The sequence below is a fragment of the Paracoccus seriniphilus genome (assembly GCF_028553745.1).
GTDB lineage: Bacteria > Pseudomonadota > Alphaproteobacteria > Rhodobacterales > Rhodobacteraceae > Paracoccus > Paracoccus seriniphilus.
This window is the reverse complement of record NZ_CP067129.1, coordinates 2,573,091-2,591,774: the sequence shown is the minus strand read 5'-3', so window position 1 is coordinate 2,591,774 and position 18,684 is coordinate 2,573,091. Positions and strand designations below refer to the sequence as shown.

Annotated in this window: 18 protein-coding genes; 6 read left to right on the top strand and 12 right to left on the bottom strand. The window is 63.2% G+C overall.

Annotated features, from left to right (window positions below):
• The first annotated feature begins 16 nt into the window (after positions 1-16).
• From JHW44_RS12705 to JHW44_RS12695, 3 genes are read left to right on the top strand one after another with little or no spacing between them, the layout of a single operon-like run.
• The gene (locus JHW44_RS12705; RefSeq protein WP_089342548.1) at positions 17-856 is read left to right on the top strand and encodes a uracil-DNA glycosylase; all 840 of its coding nucleotides are present in this window, start codon (positions 17-19) and stop codon (positions 854-856) included.
• A 55-nt stretch (positions 857-911) separates the two neighbouring features.
• The gene (locus JHW44_RS12700; RefSeq protein WP_089342549.1) at positions 912-2,240 is read left to right on the top strand and encodes an efflux RND transporter periplasmic adaptor subunit; all 1,329 of its coding nucleotides are present in this window, start codon (positions 912-914) and stop codon (positions 2,238-2,240) included.
• Positions 2,233-5,613 carry an efflux RND transporter permease subunit gene (locus JHW44_RS12695; protein ID WP_089342550.1) on the top strand — a complete coding sequence of 1,127 codons (3,381 nt, stop codon included), beginning with the start codon at positions 2,233-2,235 and terminating at the stop codon, positions 5,611-5,613. Before JHW44_RS12700 ends, JHW44_RS12695 begins: the two co-directional genes overlap by 8 nt.
• Here the strand turns inward: JHW44_RS12695 and JHW44_RS12690 are convergent.
• Positions 5,555-6,340 (bottom strand): protein-disulfide reductase DsbD domain-containing protein, encoded by a 786-nt coding sequence (locus JHW44_RS12690; RefSeq protein WP_089342551.1) that lies wholly within the window; start codon positions 6,338-6,340, stop codon positions 5,555-5,557. The two genes, JHW44_RS12695 and JHW44_RS12690, sit on opposite strands and share 59 nt — an antisense overlap.
• A 101-nt stretch (positions 6,341-6,441) precedes the next feature.
• Between JHW44_RS12690 and JHW44_RS12685 the strand changes: the two genes are divergently transcribed.
• Positions 6,442-7,032: a YqgE/AlgH family protein gene (locus tag JHW44_RS12685; RefSeq protein WP_089342552.1), complete on the top strand. Its 591-nt coding sequence runs from the start codon at positions 6,442-6,444 to the stop codon at positions 7,030-7,032.
• Positions 7,033-7,130: 98 nt separating this feature from the next.
• On the opposite strand, the gene map is transcribed toward JHW44_RS12685, so the two are convergent.
• Positions 7,131-7,931, bottom strand: a complete 801-nt coding sequence (gene map, locus JHW44_RS12680; RefSeq protein WP_089342553.1) for a type I methionyl aminopeptidase — start codon at positions 7,929-7,931, stop codon at positions 7,131-7,133.
• Positions 7,932-8,034: 103 nt separating this feature from the next.
• Between map and JHW44_RS12675 the strand changes: the two genes are divergently transcribed.
• Both JHW44_RS12675 and JHW44_RS12670 read left to right on the top strand, forming a co-directional pair.
• Positions 8,035-8,775 carry a competence/damage-inducible protein A gene (locus JHW44_RS12675; protein WP_089342853.1) on the top strand — a complete coding sequence of 247 codons (741 nt, stop codon included), beginning with the start codon at positions 8,035-8,037 and terminating at the stop codon, positions 8,773-8,775.
• Positions 8,775-9,491: a GNAT family N-acetyltransferase gene (locus JHW44_RS12670; RefSeq protein WP_089342554.1), complete on the top strand. Its 717-nt coding sequence runs from the start codon at positions 8,775-8,777 to the stop codon at positions 9,489-9,491. The genes JHW44_RS12675 and JHW44_RS12670 overlap by 1 nt, the downstream gene beginning before the upstream one ends.
• Here the strand turns inward: JHW44_RS12670 and JHW44_RS12665 are convergent.
• From JHW44_RS12665 to JHW44_RS12620, 10 genes are read right to left on the bottom strand one after another with little or no spacing between them, the layout of a single operon-like run.
• The gene (locus JHW44_RS12665) at positions 9,488-9,937 is read right to left on the bottom strand and encodes a cupin domain-containing protein (RefSeq protein WP_089342555.1); all 450 of its coding nucleotides are present in this window, start codon (positions 9,935-9,937) and stop codon (positions 9,488-9,490) included. The two genes, JHW44_RS12670 and JHW44_RS12665, sit on opposite strands and share 4 nt — an antisense overlap.
• A gap of 14 nt (positions 9,938-9,951) precedes the next feature.
• Entirely contained in the window at positions 9,952-10,779 is an 828-nt protein-coding gene (gene kynA, locus JHW44_RS12660) for a tryptophan 2,3-dioxygenase (RefSeq protein ID WP_089342556.1), read from the bottom strand.
• A 60-nt stretch (positions 10,780-10,839) separates the two neighbouring features.
• The gene (locus tag JHW44_RS12655; protein WP_089342557.1) at positions 10,840-12,459 is read right to left on the bottom strand and encodes an AMP-binding protein; all 1,620 of its coding nucleotides are present in this window, start codon (positions 12,457-12,459) and stop codon (positions 10,840-10,842) included.
• A 21-nt stretch (positions 12,460-12,480) separates the two neighbouring features.
• Entirely contained in the window at positions 12,481-12,876 is a 396-nt protein-coding gene (locus tag JHW44_RS12650; protein ID WP_089342558.1) for a RidA family protein, read from the bottom strand.
• Positions 12,869-13,258: an acyl-CoA thioesterase gene (locus JHW44_RS12645; RefSeq protein ID WP_089342559.1), complete on the bottom strand. Its 390-nt coding sequence runs from the start codon at positions 13,256-13,258 to the stop codon at positions 12,869-12,871. Before JHW44_RS12645 ends, JHW44_RS12650 begins: the two co-directional genes overlap by 8 nt.
• Entirely contained in the window at positions 13,255-14,388 is a 1,134-nt protein-coding gene (locus JHW44_RS12640) for an acyl-CoA dehydrogenase family protein (RefSeq protein ID WP_089342854.1), read from the bottom strand. The genes JHW44_RS12645 and JHW44_RS12640 overlap by 4 nt, the downstream gene beginning before the upstream one ends.
• 31 nt (positions 14,389-14,419) lie before the next feature.
• Positions 14,420-15,232, bottom strand: a complete 813-nt coding sequence (locus JHW44_RS12635) for an enoyl-CoA hydratase family protein (RefSeq protein WP_089342560.1) — start codon at positions 15,230-15,232, stop codon at positions 14,420-14,422.
• Complete coding sequence (locus tag JHW44_RS12630; protein ID WP_089342561.1) at positions 15,229-15,663, bottom strand: MarR family winged helix-turn-helix transcriptional regulator; 435 nt, start codon at positions 15,661-15,663, stop codon at positions 15,229-15,231. Before JHW44_RS12630 ends, JHW44_RS12635 begins: the two co-directional genes overlap by 4 nt.
• Complete coding sequence (locus tag JHW44_RS12625; RefSeq protein WP_089342562.1) at positions 15,660-16,385, bottom strand: SDR family NAD(P)-dependent oxidoreductase; 726 nt, start codon at positions 16,383-16,385, stop codon at positions 15,660-15,662. The genes JHW44_RS12630 and JHW44_RS12625 overlap by 4 nt, the downstream gene beginning before the upstream one ends.
• A complete protein-coding gene (locus tag JHW44_RS12620; protein WP_089342563.1) occupies positions 16,382-18,667 on the bottom strand; it encodes a bifunctional salicylyl-CoA 5-hydroxylase/oxidoreductase in 2,286 nt (761 codons plus the stop codon). The genes JHW44_RS12625 and JHW44_RS12620 overlap by 4 nt, the downstream gene beginning before the upstream one ends.
• Positions 18,668-18,684: the final 17 nt, after the last annotated feature.

The window sequence follows — 18,684 nt, the reverse complement described above, 5'->3', positions numbered from 1 at the left end:
CCTAGCTTGGCAACGCATGGATTCTCTTCCGACATATCAGGGCATCGCGATTGACGCCGACACCGCCTTGGCGCTGCTGGAATGGCAGGTCGAGATGGGCGCGGATGAAGCCATGCTGGATGCGCCGGTAGACCGTTTCGAACTGGCCCCGCGATCACGCGCGGCTGACACTCCGGTGATGCCGCCCTTGCAGATGCAGGCCCCGGCCGTGGCGAGCCCGCAACCCTCGGTCCAGGACGATCTGCAGGCCAGAGTCGCCGAGGCCGAATCCCTTGCCGCACGGGCCCAGAGCCTTGAGGCCTTGGCGGCTGCCCAGGCGGGTTTTGACGGGATCGAGTTGAAGAAGGGCGCGCGGAATTTCTGCTTTGCCGATGGCAATCCCAAGGCGCGGGTGCTGATTCTGGGTGAGGCACCGGGCGATGAGGAGGACCGGCAGGGCCGCCCCTTTGTGGGGCAGGCGGGGCAGTTGCTGGATCGCATGTTCGAGGCGATCGGCCTGTCGCGACAGGAAGTCGACGCCGAGAAGGCGCTGTATATCACCAATGTGCTGGCATGGCGTCCGCCGGGGAATCGTGACCCCAGCAATGACGAGATTTCCCTCAGCATGCCTTTCGTTCGACGGCATGTCGAGCTGGTTTCGCCGGATCTGGTGGTGCTGATGGGCAATGTGCCCTGCCAGGCTGCAATCGGGCGGCGCGGCATCCTGCGTTTGCGCGGCCAATGGACGCAGGCTTTCGAACGCCCGGCCCTGCCCATGACCCATCCCGCCTATCTGCTGCGCACTCCGGTCGCCAAGCGCGAGGCCTGGGCGGATCTGCTGTCACTGTCGGCGCGGATGGAATCGCTTTCCGTTTAGGAAATGTTTCCCCATCATGTGGTAACCCTGAACATGAAGGGACCGACATATTCGCATGCGCTTTTTGTTTCGCAGCCTTATGGGGCTGTTCCTGACATTTCTGACGCTTGGCCTGCTGTTCCTGGCGGGGGTCCACCTCTGGCGGCTGAGCACGGCGCCGGACGGGCCGGGGCGTCCGGGCGATGGTCGGGCAGAACAGGTTTACACGGCGCGATTGCTGACAGTGAAGCCGCAGCCGGTCACGCCGCGGATGAAGGTCTATGGGACGGTCGAGGCCCGACGCAGGCTGGAACTGCGCGCAGGGGCCAGCGGGCAGATCGTCTTTCTTGATCCGCAGATGCTGGAAGGTGGCACCGTGACGGCGGGCCAGTTGCTGGTGCGCATTGATCCGGCGGCGGCGCAGGCGGCGCTGGACAATCAGATTGCTGCCCGCGACGATGCCGAGGCGACGCTACGCGATGCGCAACGCAATGTGCTGGTGGCTGCCGATGACCTGGCCGCCGCCGAACGTCAGGCAGAACTGCGCCATGCCGCCGTCTCACGTCAGGAATCCCTGGCAGAGCGGGGGCTGGGCACCAGCGCCGAGCGCGAGGCCTCGCAGCTTGCGGCATCCGCGGCCGAGCAGGCGGTCATTGCCGGACGATCCGCCCTTGCAGCGGCGGAATCTGCGGTGACGGCAGCCAGAAACGCCCTGCGCCGCGCCGAGATCGACCTGTCCGAGGCAAGACGCGCGCTGGCCGATACCGAGATCCGCGCCGATTTCTCGGGGCGGGTGACTGATGTGACGGCAGTTCAGGGCGGTCTGGTCAGCCTGAATGAACAATTGGCCGAAATCATCGACCCCAAGGTTCTGGAGGTCAAAGCCCCCCTGTCTCTGGATCAGTTTTCCCGTCTTTCCGGGCCGGATGGCGGCTTCGAGGGGCGGCCTGCGACCGTGGTGCTGGATGGCTCGGCAGGGCGTCTGACGGCGACGGCGCGGCTGGATCGCGCCGCCGCCTCGGTTGCCGAGGGCACGACCGGGCGGGTCATCTATGCCAGCATCACAAGTGGCGGCGAAACAATGCGGCCCGGAGATTTCGTCAGTCTCGAGATCCCCGAACCGGTTCTGGAAAACGCCGCCATCCTGCCCGCGACGGCCATCGGGGCAGATGGTTCGGTGCTGGTCATGGGGCCGGAGGGACGGCTGATCGCTCATTCCGTCACGGTTCTGAGGCGACAGGGAGACGATGTGATCATCGAGGTCACGGCCGATCTGCATGACGCGCGAGTCGTGGCCGAACGCGCCCCACAGCTTGGTGCGGGCATCCGGGTGCGCGATGCGGCCGCGCCGGTGCCGCCTGCCGATCATCAGGCCGGCAAGGAACAAAGGCAGGGCAATGGCTGAACCACGGGGGCTGCTGTCGCTTTTTGTTCGCCACGCCACGCTGGCGAATCTGGTGATGGCAGTCATGGTGGTCGGGGGGCTTTACGGCGCACCAAAGCTGCGCGCGCAATATTTTCCCGATACGGTCATCCAGGAGGTCGATGTCCGGGTGCAATGGGATGGTGCCGGTCCCGAGGATGTGGACAGCGCCATCGTCGCGGTTCTGGAGCCCGCGCTGATGGGGATAGAAGGTGCCACGATGACCTCGTCCCGTGCGGTTCAGGGCGCGGCGCGGATCGAGATCGAGTTCGAGCCGGGCTGGGACATGTCACGTGCCACGGCTGACGTGGAAAGCGCGATATCCGGTGCCGGAGACCTGCCGGAGGGGGCGGAAGATCCTGAAATAACCCGCAACTCCTGGCGCGACAGGGTGGCCGATGTGATCATCTCGGGGCCGGTCGGGCTGGATCAGCTGGGGCGGATCGCGGATGATTTCGTCAACCGGCTCTATGCGCGGGGGATTACCCGGCTGACCATCACGGGGCTTGCCGCGCCGGAAACCCTGATCGAGCTGCGTATCGGCGACATGCTGCGCCATGATGTCACCATGGACCAGATTGCCCAGGTGGTGGCTGCCGCTGCAACGGTCAGCCCTGCGGGGGATGTGGCCTCGGGGGCGTCGCGGGTGCGTACCGGTGCGGAAGCCCGCGATCCTGCAGCAGTGGCGGCCCTGTCGCTGGCCGCGCGCCCCGATGGCACGCAGTTGACCATTGGCGATGTCGCCGATGTCCGACAGGCAGGGATGGATCGCAACACCGCCTATTACGTCGATGGCGAGCCGGCAGTCATGGTACGGGTCCAGCGCAGCGCCTCGGGCGATGCCATCGAAATGCAGCGCCTTGTCGAGACCGTGGCGTCCGAGATGCGCCCCTTTCTGCCTGCTTCGGTGGATATCGAACTGGTGCGTGCGCGGGCCGAACGGATCGCGGCGCGGCTGGAACTGTTGCTGGACAATGCCGCCATCGGGCTGGTGCTGGTCGTGTCGCTGCTGTTCCTGTTCCTGAATGCCCGCACCGCCCTGTGGGTTGCAATGGGAATCCCGGCTTCGCTGCTGGCTGCGGCGGGGCTGATGTATGCCACGGGCATGACGCTGAACATGATTTCATTGTTCGCGCTGATCCTGACGTTGGGGATCATCGTCGATGATGCCATCGTGGTTGGAGAGCATGCCGACTATCGGGCGCGCAAGCTGGGCGAAGCCGCTGCCATCGCGGCAGAGCGCGCGGCGCGGCGCATGGCGGCCCCGGTGATTTCATCCTCGCTGACGACGATCATCGCCTTTGCCGGGCTGGTCGTGATCGGCGGACGTTTCGGCAATCTGATTGCCGATATCCCGCTGACGGTGATCATCGTGCTGATCGCCTCGCTGATCGAGTGCTTTCTGGTTCTGCCCAATCACATGTCCCATGCGCTGACGCGGGCGGCGCGGCGTCACTGGTATGACCGGCCCTCGAAACTGGTGAACAGCGGTCTCGACTGGCTGGTCCTGCATTTGCTGCGCCCGCTGACCGAATGGGTGCTGAAGCTGCGCTATCCGGTGCTGGCGCTGACGATTGCCATGCTGGCCTGGGCGGTCGGGTCGCTGATGTCGGGGCAGGTGCCGTGGCGGTTCTTCAATGCGCCCGAACAGGGCAGCGTCGCGGGAAATTTCGCGATGCTGCCGGGAGCGACGCGTCAGGATACCCTGCGGGTCATGGGGCTGGTGCAGGGGGCGGTGGACAGCGTGACCGCGCAATATGAGGAAGAATACGGCGTCAATCCCGTCACCCATGCCATGACCATGGTGGGCAGCAATTCGGGGCGACCCTTGCCGGGAGCGGACACCAAGGACAGCGACCTGTTGGGCGCGGTGCAGCTTGAGCTGATCGACCCCGATTTCCGGCCCTATTCCAGCTTTGATTTCGTCGCCTCGCTGCAGCGCGCCATGCCACAGGATCCCTGGCTGGAGACCATCAGCTTTCGCGGGTTCCTGTCCGGACCGGGGGGCGACTCGATCTCGGTGCGCATGACCGGTGCCGGGGCGCAAAGGCTGAAGGATGCGGCCGAGGCGCTGAAGGCAAGGTTGGCCGCATTCCCCGAGGTATCGGCGCTGGAAGACAGCATGTCCTATGACAAGGACGAACTGGCGCTGCAACTGACCCCGCAGGGCAAGGCCCTGGGCTTTACGACCGAAGGTCTGGCCCGCGATCTGCGTCAGCGTCTGGGCGGGATCGAGGCGGCCACATTCCCGGTCGGCACGCGCACCGGGGCGATTCGTGTCGAACTTCCCGAAAGCGAACGTCGCGGGGACTTTCTGGAACGGATGCGGATGCGGACCGCGAATGGGCAATGGGTGCCGCTGATCGATATTGTCACGGTGGACAGTGATGTCGGATTTTCCGTCGTGCGGCGGGAAAATGGTGAGAGGATGATTTCCGTTACCGGCGATATCTCCGAGGATGATCCTGCCCGCGCGGCGCAGATTTCGGACCTATTGGAGACCCGTATTCTGCCCGAGATCGCCGCCGAATATGGCATCAACTTCGAAACGACCGGGCTGGCCGAGCAGGAACGCGATTTCCTGAATGACGCCATGACCGGATTCGGGCTGGCGCTGAGCGGTATCTACATGGTGCTGGCCTTCATCTTTGCCAGCTGGAGCCGCCCGATCGTGGTGATGTCGGTCATTCCCTTCGGTCTGATCGGCGCGGTCTGGGGGCATCATCTGTGGAACCTGCCGATGTCGATGTTTTCGGTCGTCGGCCTGATCGGCATGTCCGGCATCGTCATCAATGATTCCATCGTGCTGATTTCCACGGTTGACGAATACGCCCGAGATCGCGGTTTGCGCCCGGCCATCGTGGATGCGGTCTGCAACCGTTTTCGACCTGTTCTGCTGACGACGGCAACAACGGTTCTGGGGCTGGCTCCGCTGTTGTATGAGCGGTCCTCTCAGGCGCTGTTTCTTAAGCCGACCGTCGTGACGCTGGCCTATGGGCTGGGCTTTGGCATGCTGGTCGTGCTGGTGGTGGTGCCGGCGGTGATGGGCATCGGGGCCGATATCGCATCGCTGCGCAAGGGATTTCGGCGCAGCCTGCGCAGTCCGGCCCTGGCGCGGCCCACGCGCATCGGCGTCGTGCTGGCGCTGGCCGTATTCACGGTGACGCTGGTGCCCGTGGCGCTGTTTCCTGATGGCGCTGGCCTGCCGCAGTGGTGGCCCACGGCGCCCTCGATCGCCATGGCGCTGCTCTCTTATGCGCTGGGATTGCTGGGCGTGCTGGCCATCGTGGCCGTGCTCAGCCTGCGGTCGAACAGCCCTGCATCTCGATCGCACCGGCGTCATCGATCAGCGTGATCAGCAAATCTTCCGTGTCCAGATCGAAGGGGCTGGCGGACGGAGGCACCAGTTCGACGGTGGCCGAGGTGCCCTGTGTTCCGGAATGCAGGGCCGGTGTCGAGACCCAGATATCGGGCTGACCGATCACCTCCATGGCGGCGACATCGACGTTGCTTTGGGGCAGTTCGACCACAAGACGCAGACCGTCCTCGATCGGGGTCATGTGACAGCCTGGAACGACATCCGAAGGCACCGGCACGCGCTTCAGTGCCGTCAGGATCTGCGGGTCGGGTCGGACGTCGGGCTGATCGGCCCGCATCACCACATGGGCCGGAACACAGATCTTCTCGCAGACGCCGAAATCCATGGCGAGCTGCAGTTCCGATCCTGCCTCGGCCATCTGCGGACTGGCGGTAAATGGCAGCACCAGCCGGTCGTGATATCCGAGGGTCAGCTCATCTCCCGACCATATCGCCTCGGGTGCGGGCCAATGCAGGGTGACGCTTTCGAGATTGGTCGAACCCTGCCAGTCGAAACTGGGCGGAAACCCTGAATCACCCGGCTGGCGCCAGTAGGTTTTCCAGCCCGGTTCCAATTGCAACTCGATTGCGGACATGCGGTTTCCGGCCTGGTCTACCCAGCCCGGCAGCAGCCGCGCAGAGACAACTCCGGGTGGCAGATCGGACGCCAGGGCCGATAGGGCAGACAGGCCCAGGAAGAGGGTCGAAGGGATCAGGAATTTCATGACCAATCCTTAACCCGCCGACCGCCTGCGCAGAAGTCACATTCACGCGGGGGCTTGCATCACGGTCGTGGAAAGCCAATCTTGAGGGAAAAGGAGGCACGATGAGCAGCCCCGATCAAAAGGACGAAACACAGAATCTGACCGGCAAGGTCCTGATCGCCATGCCGGGCATGGCCGATCCGCGATTTCAACGGTCCGTTGTGCTGATATGCGCCCATTCGGAAGAGGGGGCGATGGGGCTGGTGCTGAATCATCCGTTGCCCGAGATCAAGTTCACGGAATTGCTGGAACAGCTGGGGATCGATGTCGAGGATACCGCCCGCCATATCGAGGTACGATTCGGGGGGCCGGTCGAACCGGCGCGCGGTTTCGTCCTGCACAGCGTGCCCGAACATGGCGATGATCCCGAGGGCCGACTGCGCATTGGCTCGGCCCTGGCGATGACATCGACCCGGGACATCCTTGAGGATCTGGCGCGCGGGCAGGGCCCCGAGGACGCGGTTCTGGCACTGGGCTATGCCGGCTGGGGGCCGGGGCAGATCGAGGCGGAAATGCTGCAGAACGGCTGGCTGACCGGTGATGGCGTCGAGGAACTGATCTTCGGGGCCGCGCATGAGGAGAAATGGCAGCTTGCCTTGCGTGCGCAGGGCATTGACCCGTCGCTCTTGTCAGCCGCTGCAGGCCGCGCCTGACCTCCGTCACCCCGTCACCCGGAACCTGGCGGCGCGTCCGGGCCGGTGGCCCGTCCGCAAGAGATAGCGGTCAGGGGCATGGCCCCTGACAGGGGCTTCTAGCCAAAGACGGTCATGAACTTGTCCGAGGGCGTGAAGATCTCAAAGCCATCTGCGGTGACGCCGATGGAATGTTCGAATTGCGCCGAGAGGGATTTGTCACGGGTCACGGCGGTCCAGTCATCGGCCAGCACCTTGGTTTCCGGGCGGCCCAGATTGATCATCGGCTCGATTGTAAAGAACATGCCCTCTTCGAGCACGGGGCCTTTGCCCGGACGACCGAAATGCAGGACATTGGGCGGGGCATGGAAGACCTGGCCAAGGCCGTGACCGCAGAAATCGCGAACCACGGACATCCGGTGTTTCTCGGCGTATTGCTGGATGGCATGGCCGATATCGCCGAAGGTTGCGCCGGGGCGCACAGCCTCGATCCCCTTCATCAGGCAATCATGCGTGACCTGGATCAGCCGTTGCGACTTGATCGACGCCTTGCCCGCCACATACATGCGGCTGGTATCTCCGAACCAGCCATCGACGATGACGGTCACGTCGATATTCAGGATGTCGCCGTTCTGAAGCAGCTTGCTGCCGGGAATGCCATGGCAGACGACATGGTTGACGCTGATGCAGCTGGCGTGCTGATAGCCGCGATAGCCGATCGTCGCCGAGGTTGCGCCGAGTTCCTCGACCCTGCGGGTTATGAAGGCATCAAGGTCCCCCGTGCTGATACCCGGTTCGACCATCGGGCCGACCTCGTCCAGTATCTGCGCGGCCACTGCTCCAGCAGTTCGCATGCCCGCATAATCCTGCGGGTTATGGATCCGGATACCTTCCTTGGTTATGCGGCTTTCATCGTCCATGGCTGATCCTTTCATCTGGTCGCATAGATAGACCCGACCGGCCCCTTGTTCCAGTGCCACGCGACAGCATAGAAGAAACTGATATGATCGGGGGCCGAAAATGATGCAATCAGACAATCCCACTGCCGCGATTCTGGTAATCGGCGACGAGATCCTGTCGGGGCGTACCCGCGAGGGAAACGCCCATCATCTGGCGCAGGTTCTGACCGCCAGCGGGATCAATCTGTGCGAGATCAGGGTGGTCCGCGACGAGCAGGACGATATCGTCGAGGCCATTCGTGCCCTGGATTCCAGCCTTGGCGGCAAATATGACCTGCTGTTCACCTCGGGCGGTATCGGTCCCACGCATGACGACATCACCGCCGATGCGGTGGCCGTGGCGCATGGCACGACGGTCGTGGTGAATGACGTGGCCCGTGCCATCCTGCAGGCGCGGTGCGACCGGATGGGGACCGAATTGACACCAGGCCGGTTGCGGATGGCACGGATTCCGATCGGGGCAAGCCTGATCGAAAATGCCGTATCCGGCGCGCCGGGGTTCTCGATCGGCAATACCCATGTCATGGCAGGCGTTCCCGAAGTATTTCGCGCCATGGTCGCCTGGTTGCTTCCACGATTGCAGGCAGGACGGCCCGTGCAGTCGAGGTCCATCGAGGTTCGGCGCGGCGAAAGCGAAGTTGCCGAAGACCTGAAGCAACTGGCGGCTGAATTCCCCGATCTGTCGCTGGGGTCCTATCCGTTTCACGATGAAACGGGCTGGGGCACCAATCTGGTCGTTCGCGGATTGGACGAGGCCCGCGTTGATGAGGCCGTGGCGGCGTTGAAACAACGCCTTGATCTGTGATGGATCCGGCGCTGGCGGCGGCATTTCACGCGACATGGCCGGCGGAATCGGTGCGTGAAGTCGGCGGATTTCACGTGGCGCATGGCCATGGCGGGGGCGATCGGGTCAATTCGGCCTATGTGGTCGGGGGCTGGCGTGACGCCGATATCGCCGGGGTCATCGGATTGCAGCGCGACTGGCAGCAGCCCTCCCGCTTTCTGGTTCTCGACGAGGATGAGCCGCTGGCCGCGACCCTGACCGCGCTGGGGTTCCAGCCCGCGCGCGCGACTGCGATCCTGCAGATCGAGACTGCGCGGCTGACCGGACTGGAGATTCCACCGGTCACGGCCTTTGACCTCTGGCCTGCCCTGGCGATCCAGAAGGATATCTGGCAGGCGGGCGGAATCGGAGCTGACCGGCTGGCGGTGATGGAACGTGCGGCCCGCCCCAGAACCTCGATCCTGGGGCGGGTGGATGATCGGGCTGCCGGTGCCGCCTTTGTCGCCATCCATGGCGGGGTCGCCATGGTTCATGCGGTCGAGGTTCAGGCAGAATTGCGCCGCAAGGGGCTGGCGGGCTGGATGATGCGGCGGGCGGCCCTTTGGGCGGCAGAGAACGGTGCCAGTCGCCTGGCATTGGCGGTTCTGCGTTCGAACAAACCGGCGCTGAGCCTTTACCAGACCATGGGTTTTGCCGAAGCCTCGGGCTATCGATATTTCACCCAGCCGTCCGCCTAGCCGGCGTCGGGCGGCGGCAGGAAGTCAACCTCGTGCTCGGCCGAGATTCGGGCCAGTTCCGCCGGATCGGTCACGCGATCAAGTGCCCCGAACAGGGCGAAGATCTTGCGCGACGGGGCAACGCCGAACACGCAGGTCGCGGTTTGTCCCGAACGGTTGAAGATGCCATGCACGATGCCACGCGGCATGCGGACGGTGTCACCGGGCCCGGCCTTGTGCAGTTCACCGTCGATTTCGACTTCGAGGTTGCCCTCCAGCATGACGATCCATTCGTCCTGGGTGGGGTGGATATGGGGCGGCACAAAGGTGTCCGCGGGGATCACCGCATGCCAGATCATGGCATTTTCGGTGTGCAGCTTGGGCGTATAGGTATGTCCGACGACATTCCACGATGTGCCACCATAGGCCTGATCGCTGAGGGTGATGCCGGGGTCGGGCTGGGTCATGGTTGTCTCCTTGGTTACAGTTCGGTTCGCATTTCCCAAAGGTCGGGGAACAGCACGACCTCCAGCATCCGGCGCAGATAGCTGACGCCAGAGGTGCCGCCTGATCCACGCTTGAACCCGATGACACGTTCCACGGTGGTCACGTGGTTGAAACGCCAGCGGCGGAAATAGTCTTCGAAATCGACCAGCTTTTCGGCCAGTTCATACAACTCCCAATAGCGTTCGGGCTCGCGATAGACGCTGGCCCATGCGGCACTGGCCTTGGGGTCAGGCTGATGCGGCTGGTCCAGCTGGCTGCGGGCGGGCACGTCGAAACCGGCATTGCGCAGCCGTGTCAGGACCACGTCATACAGCGACGGTCGGGTCAGTTCGGCCCGCAGCATCTCGACCAGATCGGGGCGATGCTCATGCGGGCCCAGCATCGCGGTGTTGCGGTTGCCGGCGACGAATTCGATCATCCGATACTGATAGGACTGAAAGCCGCTGCTTTCGCCCAGAGCTTCGCGGAACTGGGTATATTCGCTGGGGGTCATGGTGCGCAGGACATCCCAGGCAGAATTCAGTTGTTCCATGATCCGCGCCACGCGGCTCAGCATCTTGAAGGCCGGTTGCAGTCGGCCCGCTGCAATGGCGTCGCGTGCTGCCGACATTTCATGCAGGGCAAGCTTCATCCACAGTTCGGCGGTCTGATGCTGAATGATGAACAGCATCTCATCATGGGCATCCGATTTCGGATGCTGAGCGCCGAGGATCTTGTCCAGCCCCAGATAGTCGCCATAGGACATCCGGCCCGCAAAGGACATGCGTGCGCCTTCTGTCGAGGGGTCATATGCTTTTGACATCTCTTACCCGGTCTTCTGTCGATGTTGAAAATTCATTCGCGATCCTGATCAAGGCGGCAATCACTCCTTCAGCCGGAACCGCTGGATCTTGCCGGTCTGGGTTTTTGGCAATTCGGTGCAGAAAATGACCTGGCGAGGATATTTATAGGGCGCGATCAGCGATTTGACGTGGTTTTGCAGTCGTTCGATCATGACCTGATCGGCCTCGACCTCGGCAGCCAGAACGACATGTGCCTGAACGATTTGCCCGCGCGCTTCGTCCGGCACACCAATGACGGCGCATTCGATCACATCGGGATGGGCCAGCAGGGCAGCCTCGACATCCGGTCCGGCGATATTATAGCCTGCGGACAGGATGATGTCGTCCGATCGCGCGGCGAAGTGAAAGCGGTCATCTTCGTCCTGCCAGAAGGTATCGCCAGTCAGGTTCCAGCCATCGCGGACATATTCAGCCTGGCGCGGATCGCTCAGATAGCGACAGCCGGTTGGCCCGATCACCGCCAGATGACCCAATTCGCCCCGGGGCAGTTCATCGCCATTCTCATCGACAATGCGGGTGCGATAGCCGGACACCGGGCGGCCGGTGCAGGCCGGCAGGCTGTCATTCAGGCGGTTGGATATGAAGATATGCAGCATTTCCGTCGCGCCGATACCGTCCAGCAGCGGCTTGCCGGTCTTGTCGCGCCATTCCTCCCAGACCGGGCCGGGCAGGGTCTCTCCGGCACTGACAGCGGCGCGCAGGCTGGACAGGTCGGCGCCCTCGTCCATGGCGCGCAGCATGACCCGATAGGCAGTGGGCGCGGTAAAGCAGATTGTGGCGCGGTGGCGCTGGATGATCTCGATCATGTTCGGCGGAGAGGCATTCTCCAGCAGCACGGCCGAGGCCCCGAAACGCAGCGGAAACACCGCCAACCCGCCCAGGCCAAAGGTAAAGGCCAGCGGCGGGCTGCCAACAAAGATGTCATCGGGCGTCACGCCCAGCACCTCTTTGGCATAGCCATCGGCGATGATCAGCAGGTCGCGATGAAAATGCATCGTGGCCTTGGGCATGCCGGTGCTGCCGCTGGTGAAACCCAACAGGGCAACATCATCCCGCCCGGTCCTTGCCGCCTGAAATGTCACCGATTTGGTCAGCGCGGCGCGGTCCAGTTCGGCATCGTGATTGGCGGTGCCGTCAAAGCTGACCACGGTTTTCAGATGGGCGGATTCCTTGGCTGTCGTGACAAGTTCATCCATCAGTCGTGAATCGCACAGGGCATGGGTGATTTCGGCCTTGTCGACGATCTGCGCCAGTTCCTTGACCCGCAGCATGGGCATCGAGTTGACGACAACGGCCCCGGCCTTGGTCGCCGCCAGCCAGCAGGCAACCATCGCCGGATTGTTGGCCGAACGGATCAGGATACGGTTGCCCGGCCTGATCCCGTAATCCTCGACCAGCGCATGGGCCAGCCGGTTGGTCCAGTCGGACAGTTCCTTGTAGGTGCGTGCCCGCCCGTTGCCGACCAGCGCGATCCGGTCGCCAAGGCCGCGTTCAACCATGCGGTCGGTCAGTTCGACCCCGACATTCAGCCATTCGGGATAGTCGAATCCTGTCAGATCCATTTCGGGCCATTCCTGAACCGGGGGCAGATGATCCCGGGTAAAGCTGTCAATGTGCCCGCTTGGTCCCAATTGAATCATCTTGTCCTCCTGTTGCTGAATTCAGTCCGGAACGACTGCTGTTGCTTCGATCTCGACCTTGGCGCGGTCCTCGACCAGTCCGGCGACCTGGACCAGGGCCATCGCCGGGAAATTGCGTCCGATCACATCGCGATAGGCTGCGCCGACATCGCGCAGGGCCGCCAGATATTCCTGCTTGTCGGTCACATACCAGGTCAGCCGGACCAGATGTTCCGGTCCGGCGCCTCCCTCGGCCAGAACGTCGACGATGTTTTCCAGAACCTGCCGGACCTGCCCGGCAAAATCATCGGTCCGGAACTGCTGATCCGCGTCCCAGCCGACCAGACCGCCGGTAAAGATCATCCGCCCGCGGGCCGAGATCCCGTTGGCATAGCCGATGGCGCGCTTCCAGTTTGACGGGTGAAGTTGCTCATGCATGATGGGCCTCCAGCGTATTGCGGATTTGGTCGGGCCATGGGGCGGGGGCGAAGTTCCTGTCGATCCAGACCACCGTCACGGATGCCTCGACCCGGTCCTGCGCGGTCAGATGGAAACCTGCGCTTGTGCGACCCAGACCGGCGACGCGCAGGATCCACTCCAGCCGTTCCCCAAGGCGCGAGGGCTTGTGGAAATCCACCTCCAGCCGGACGGTCGGAATGCCGAAACCATCGGCCATGATCCGGGCAAAGGAATAGCGCACCTCGTCGAGGAAGAAATTCTCGACCATCGAGTTTACCATCTCGGCATAGCGCGGATAAAAGACGATCCCCGCCGGGTCGCAATGGGCAAATTCGATCGGAATGACCCGGTGATAGCTCATGAGGCCTCCAATACGCTGCGGGCGATGATCAGCTTCTGCACGTCGCTTGCGCCTTCATAGATCCGCAGGGCGCGTATCTCGCGATACAGGCTCTCGACCATCGTGCCGCTGCGCACGCCATCACCGCCCCAAAGTTGCACGGCCTGATCAATGACCTGCTGCGCGGCTTCTGTCGCATAGAGCTTGGCCATCGCGGCTTCGCGGGTGATGCGGGCCGCCCCCATGTCCTTGGTCCAGGCCGCCCGATAGACCAGCAAGGCCGCCGCATCGATCTTCAGCGCCATATCCGCAATATGCCCCTGAACTATCTGCAATTCCGCCATGGGTGCGCCAAACAGCTGCCTGTCGCGCACGCGGCTGACACCTTCCTGCAGCGCGCGACGCGCAAATCCCAGCGCCGCGGCACCGACCGTCGGACGGAAATGATCCAATACCGTCATGGCAATGCGAAAGCCCGAACCTGCCGTCCCGATCAGCGCGGCTTCGGGCAACCGAACCCCCTCAAGCCGCAGATGCGCCAGGGGATGAGGCGCGATCACCTCGATCCGTTCGACGACGCTCAATCCGGGCGTGTCAGCGGGCAACAGAAAGGCCGACAGCCCTTTTGCTCCGGGGGCTTCGCCGGTGCGGGCAAAGATCACATAGATATCCGCGATTCCGCCGTTGGAAATATAGGTCTTTTCGCCGTCCAGAACCCAGTGGTCTCCCTCGCGCCGCGCAGATGTCGCGGTGCGCGCCACATCCGATCCCGATCCGGGTTCGGTCAGGGCAAAGGCCGAAATGGCCTCTCCCGCCCGCGTCCTGTCCAGCCACGACCGCTGTTCCGGGCTTCCGAACAGGGTCACGGCTCCCATGCCCAGCCCCTGCATGGCAAAGGCGAAATCGGCCAGACCATCATGGCGCGCCAAGGTTTCCCGGATCAGGCAAAGGCTGCGGATATCCAGCGAGTCTCCGCCCGAATGGCGCAGCCAGCCGCCCTTGCCCAGATCACGAACCAGATCGCGACAGGCCGCATCCACATCACCGTGATCCGCTGGCAGCGCCGTGGCTACCCATTCGTCCAGCGCGCCCGCCAATTCGCGATGTCGCTCTTCGAAGAACGGCCAATCCAGGAAACTTCGATCCGTCATCTTCTTCTTCGCCCAAATACCCACATAGCCGTCAGTTGCCTTCAAAGACCGGCTGCTCTTTCGCGACAAAGGCCCGATAGGCCCGTTCGAAATCGCGGGTCTGCATGCAGATCGCCTGCGCCTGCGCCTCGGATTCGATGGCCTGGTCCAGACCCATGTTCCATTCCTGATCCAGCTGCGTCTTGGTGATGCCATGGGCCCAGACGGGACCGGCGGCGATCTGGCGCGCCATCTCCATCGCGGCGGCCTCGACATCCTCATGCAGGCTGTTCCAAAAGCCCCAGCTTTCGCCCTGTTCGGCGCGCAATACGCGGCCCGTGTACAGCAGCTCGGCCGCGCGACCCTGTCCGACAATGCGTGGCAACATCGCGCAGGCCCCCATGTCGCAACCGGCAAGTCCGACGCGTGTGAACAGGAAGGCTGCCTTGGCTGAAGGCGCAGCCAGCCGCATGTCGCTGGCCATGGCCATGATCGCCCCGGCTCCGACACAGATTCCCTCGACCGCTGCAATGATCGGCTTGTTGCAGTGGATCATGGCCTTGACCAACTCGCCGGTCATGCGGGTAAAGGCCAGCAGTTCCGGCATGTCCATTCCGACCAGCGGCCCGATGATTTCATGCACATCGCCGCCCGAACAGAAATTGCCGCCATTGCTTGCCAGAACCACCACATCAACATCTTCGGCATGGGCCAGGTCGCGAAAGGTCCGGCCTAGTTCGGCATAGCTTTCAAAGGTCAGCGGGTTCTTGCGCTCGGGGCGGTTCAGGCGAATGACCGCGATACGGTCGATGACCTGCCATTGAAAATGTTCGGGCGTCAGATTCGCCATCCGGATCGGCTTCATTCGTGTCTCCCTGCGCGCGCCAGAATGTCGCGCATCATGTCCAGATCGGTTTCGGTCAGGTTTCCAAAGATCGAATCGACCGCGGCTTCATGGCCTTCGGCCATGGATTCAAAGGCGGTCAATCCTTCGGGAGTCAGGCGCACACGGATGCGGCGGCGATCGCCATCCTCGGCCTCGCGCCGGACCAGCCCGTCCTTTTCCAGTCGGTCCACGACCGCAGTTGCGTTCCCGTTCGAGACCAGCAGCATCCGAGACAGTTCCGACATGGTCACGCCATCGCGGCGCCGCCACAAGGCCGCCATCACATCGAAGCGCGGCAGGGTGGTGGCATGTTCGCGCCGCAGATAGTCACGCAACCGGTTCTCGGCCGCCCGCGTCACGCCCAGCAGGCGGACCCATGTCTTCAGTCTGCGTTTGGACAGGTCGCTCATGCGCTTTCCCCCCCGTCCAGCATGATGGCCTGACCGTTGACGCTGGCCGCCGCGGATGAGGCCAGCCATTGCGCCGCGGCCGTCACTTCCGATGGCGCGACAAGCCGACCCTGCGGGTTCCTTGCCGTCAATGAGGCCAATGCCTCCGCCTTGCTCCGACCGGTCTTTTCCATGATATTGGCGACGCTGCGCCGGGTCATCTCGGTGTCCAGAAAGCCGGGACAGATCGCATTCACGGTGATTCCCTTGCCTGCGACCTCATGCGCCAGTGAGCGGACCAGCCCCATCACCCCATGTTTGCTGGCGGCATAGGGCGCGGCATAGGCCGCACCGCGCAATCCGGCAATCGAGGAAATGGCAATCAGTCGCCCGCCATCCTGCATCTGTGCCAGGCCCTGCTGGAAGGTCAGGAAGGTGCCGGTCAGATTGGTCGCGATCATGCGCTGCCAGTGATCCAGATCAACCTTGCCGAAAGGGGCCGCATCGGCCACTCCGGCATTGGCGATCACGATCTGGCAGGGACCGGCGCGTTCAAACATGGCGCGCACCTGATCGGGGTCGCTGACATCACCCGCCACGGCGCTGATCCTGTCGCCCTGCAGCCGGGACAGCTTGTCCAGACTGCGTCCGGTGATGACCACCTCATGTCCTGCCGAGGCAAAGGCGCGGGCCATATCGGCGCCCGTGCCGCTGCCGCCACCGGTGATCAGAACGCGGGTCATGCCCGGATTTCCTCGGTCTGGCGTTCGGCCAGCCTGCGGGCCTGATCGCGACCTGCCAGATAGGGCAGGGGCCATTCAGTCGCCTGATCCCCCAGTGCCACCGCTGCATGCAGGGTCCAGTAGGGATCGGCCAGATGCGGCCGTGCCAGACAGACCAGATCGGCGCGACCCGCCATCAGGATCGAGTTCACATGGTCAGGTTCATAGATATTGCCGACGGCCATGGTGGCGATGCCGGCTTCGTTGCGGATCCGGTCGGAGAAGGGCGTCTGGAACATCCGGCCATAGACGGGGCGGGCCTCGGGTGTCGTCTGCCCGGCCGAGACATCGATGATATCTGCGCCGGTTTCGCGGAACAGACGGGCGATCTGCACAGCTTCCTGCGGGGTCACGCCGTCATCGCCGACCCAGTCATTGGCGCTGATCCGCACCGAAAGCGGCTTGCCTTCGGGCCAGGCTGCGCGCATCGCGGCCAGCACTTCCAGAGGCCAGCGCATCCGGTTTTCCAGACTGCCGCCATAATCATCCTGACGCTGGTTCGAGACCGGAGAGATGAAGCTGCTGATCAGATAGCCATGGGCTGCATGCAGTTCGACCATGTCAAAGCCAGCACGCTCGGCCATTTCGGTCGCGGCGACGAATTCTGCGGTCACCTCGTCCATCTGTGCCCGGGTCATTTCCCCAGGCACGGCGTTCTTCGCGGACCACGGGATCGCCGAGGCCGAGATCAGCGGCCAATTGCCTTCATCCAGGGGCTGGTCCATGCCTTCCCAGCCGATCTTCGTGCTGCCCTTGCGGCCGGAATGACCGATCTGGCAGCAGATCTTGGCGTCGGTTTCCTGATGCACGAAATCGGTGATCTCGCGCCAGGCGGCTTCATGTTCGGGCGCATAGAGGCCGGGACAGCCCGGCGTGATCCGCCCTTCGGGAGAAACGCAGGTCATTTCGGTATAGACCAGTGCGGCGCCACCCTTGGCCCGTTCGCCGTAATGCACCAGATGCCAGTTTGTCGGGCATCCATCCACGGCCTTGTATTGCGCCATGGGCGACACGACGATGCGGTTTTTCAGTTCCATGTCGCGCAGGCGATAGGGCGCGAACATCGGTGCACGGCCCGGCTGACCGCCGGCCTGTTCCTGAAACCAGTTTTCGGCTCGGGCCACCCAGTCGGGGTCGCGCAGGCGCAGGTTTTCATGGCTGATGCGCTGGCTGCGGGTCAGCAGCGAATAGGTGAACTGGATCGGGTGCAGGTCGAAATAGCGTTCGACCTCTTCGAACCATTCCAGGCTGTTGCGGGCGGCCGATTGCAGGCGCAGGACCTCCAGCCGCCTTTCTTCCTGATAACGTTCGAAGGCGCCTTCCAGCGTCGGCTCGGCATGCAGGTAATCGGCCAGCGCAATGGCGCTGTCGATGGCCAGCCGCGTGCCCGAGCCGATGGAAAAATGCCCCGTGGCCGCGGCGTCCCCCATCAGCACGACATTGCCGTTGTACCAGCGGTCGCAGATCACGCGCGGGAAATTCATCCAGACTGCCGAACCGCGCAGATGGGCGGCATTCGACATCAGTTCATGGCCATCAAGATGATCGGCAAAAGCAGCGCGGCAGGTCTCGACGATCTCTTCCTTGGTCATGCCCTCGAAGCCGAAGCTGTCCCAGGTCTCTTGCGAGCATTCCACGATGAATGTCGCGGTGTCATCGTCGAACTGATAGACATGCGCCCACAACCAGCCATGTTCGGTCTTTTCGAAGATGAAGGTGAAGGCGTCGTTGAACTTCTGATGCGTTCCCAACCAGATGAACTTGCACAGGCGGGTGTCGATATCGGGCTTGAAAACATCGCTGTATTCGCTGCGGACCCTGCTGTTCAGCCCGTCCGACGCCACGACAAGGTCGTAATCGCCGCAATAGCTTTCCGCACTGGCGAATTCGGTTTCGAACTGCATGTCGACGCCCAGCTCGCGGGCACGATCCTGCAGCAGGGTCAGCATCTTCTTGCGACCGATGCCGGCGAAACCGTGACCGCCCGAAACATCGCGCCGGCCTTCGCGGACAACCGCGATGTCGTCCCAATAGATGAAATTGTCCCGAATGGCCTGCGTGGATTGCGGATCATTCTTCTGCATGCGCTCCAGTGCATCATCGGAGAGAACGACGCCCCAGCCGAAGGTGTCATTGGCGCGGTTGCGTTCGATCACCGTCACCTGATGGGACGGATCGCGCAACTTCATGGAAATCGCGAAATACAGACCTGCGGGACCGCCGCCGAGGCATAGAACCTTCATGTCGTGTCACCTCCTGT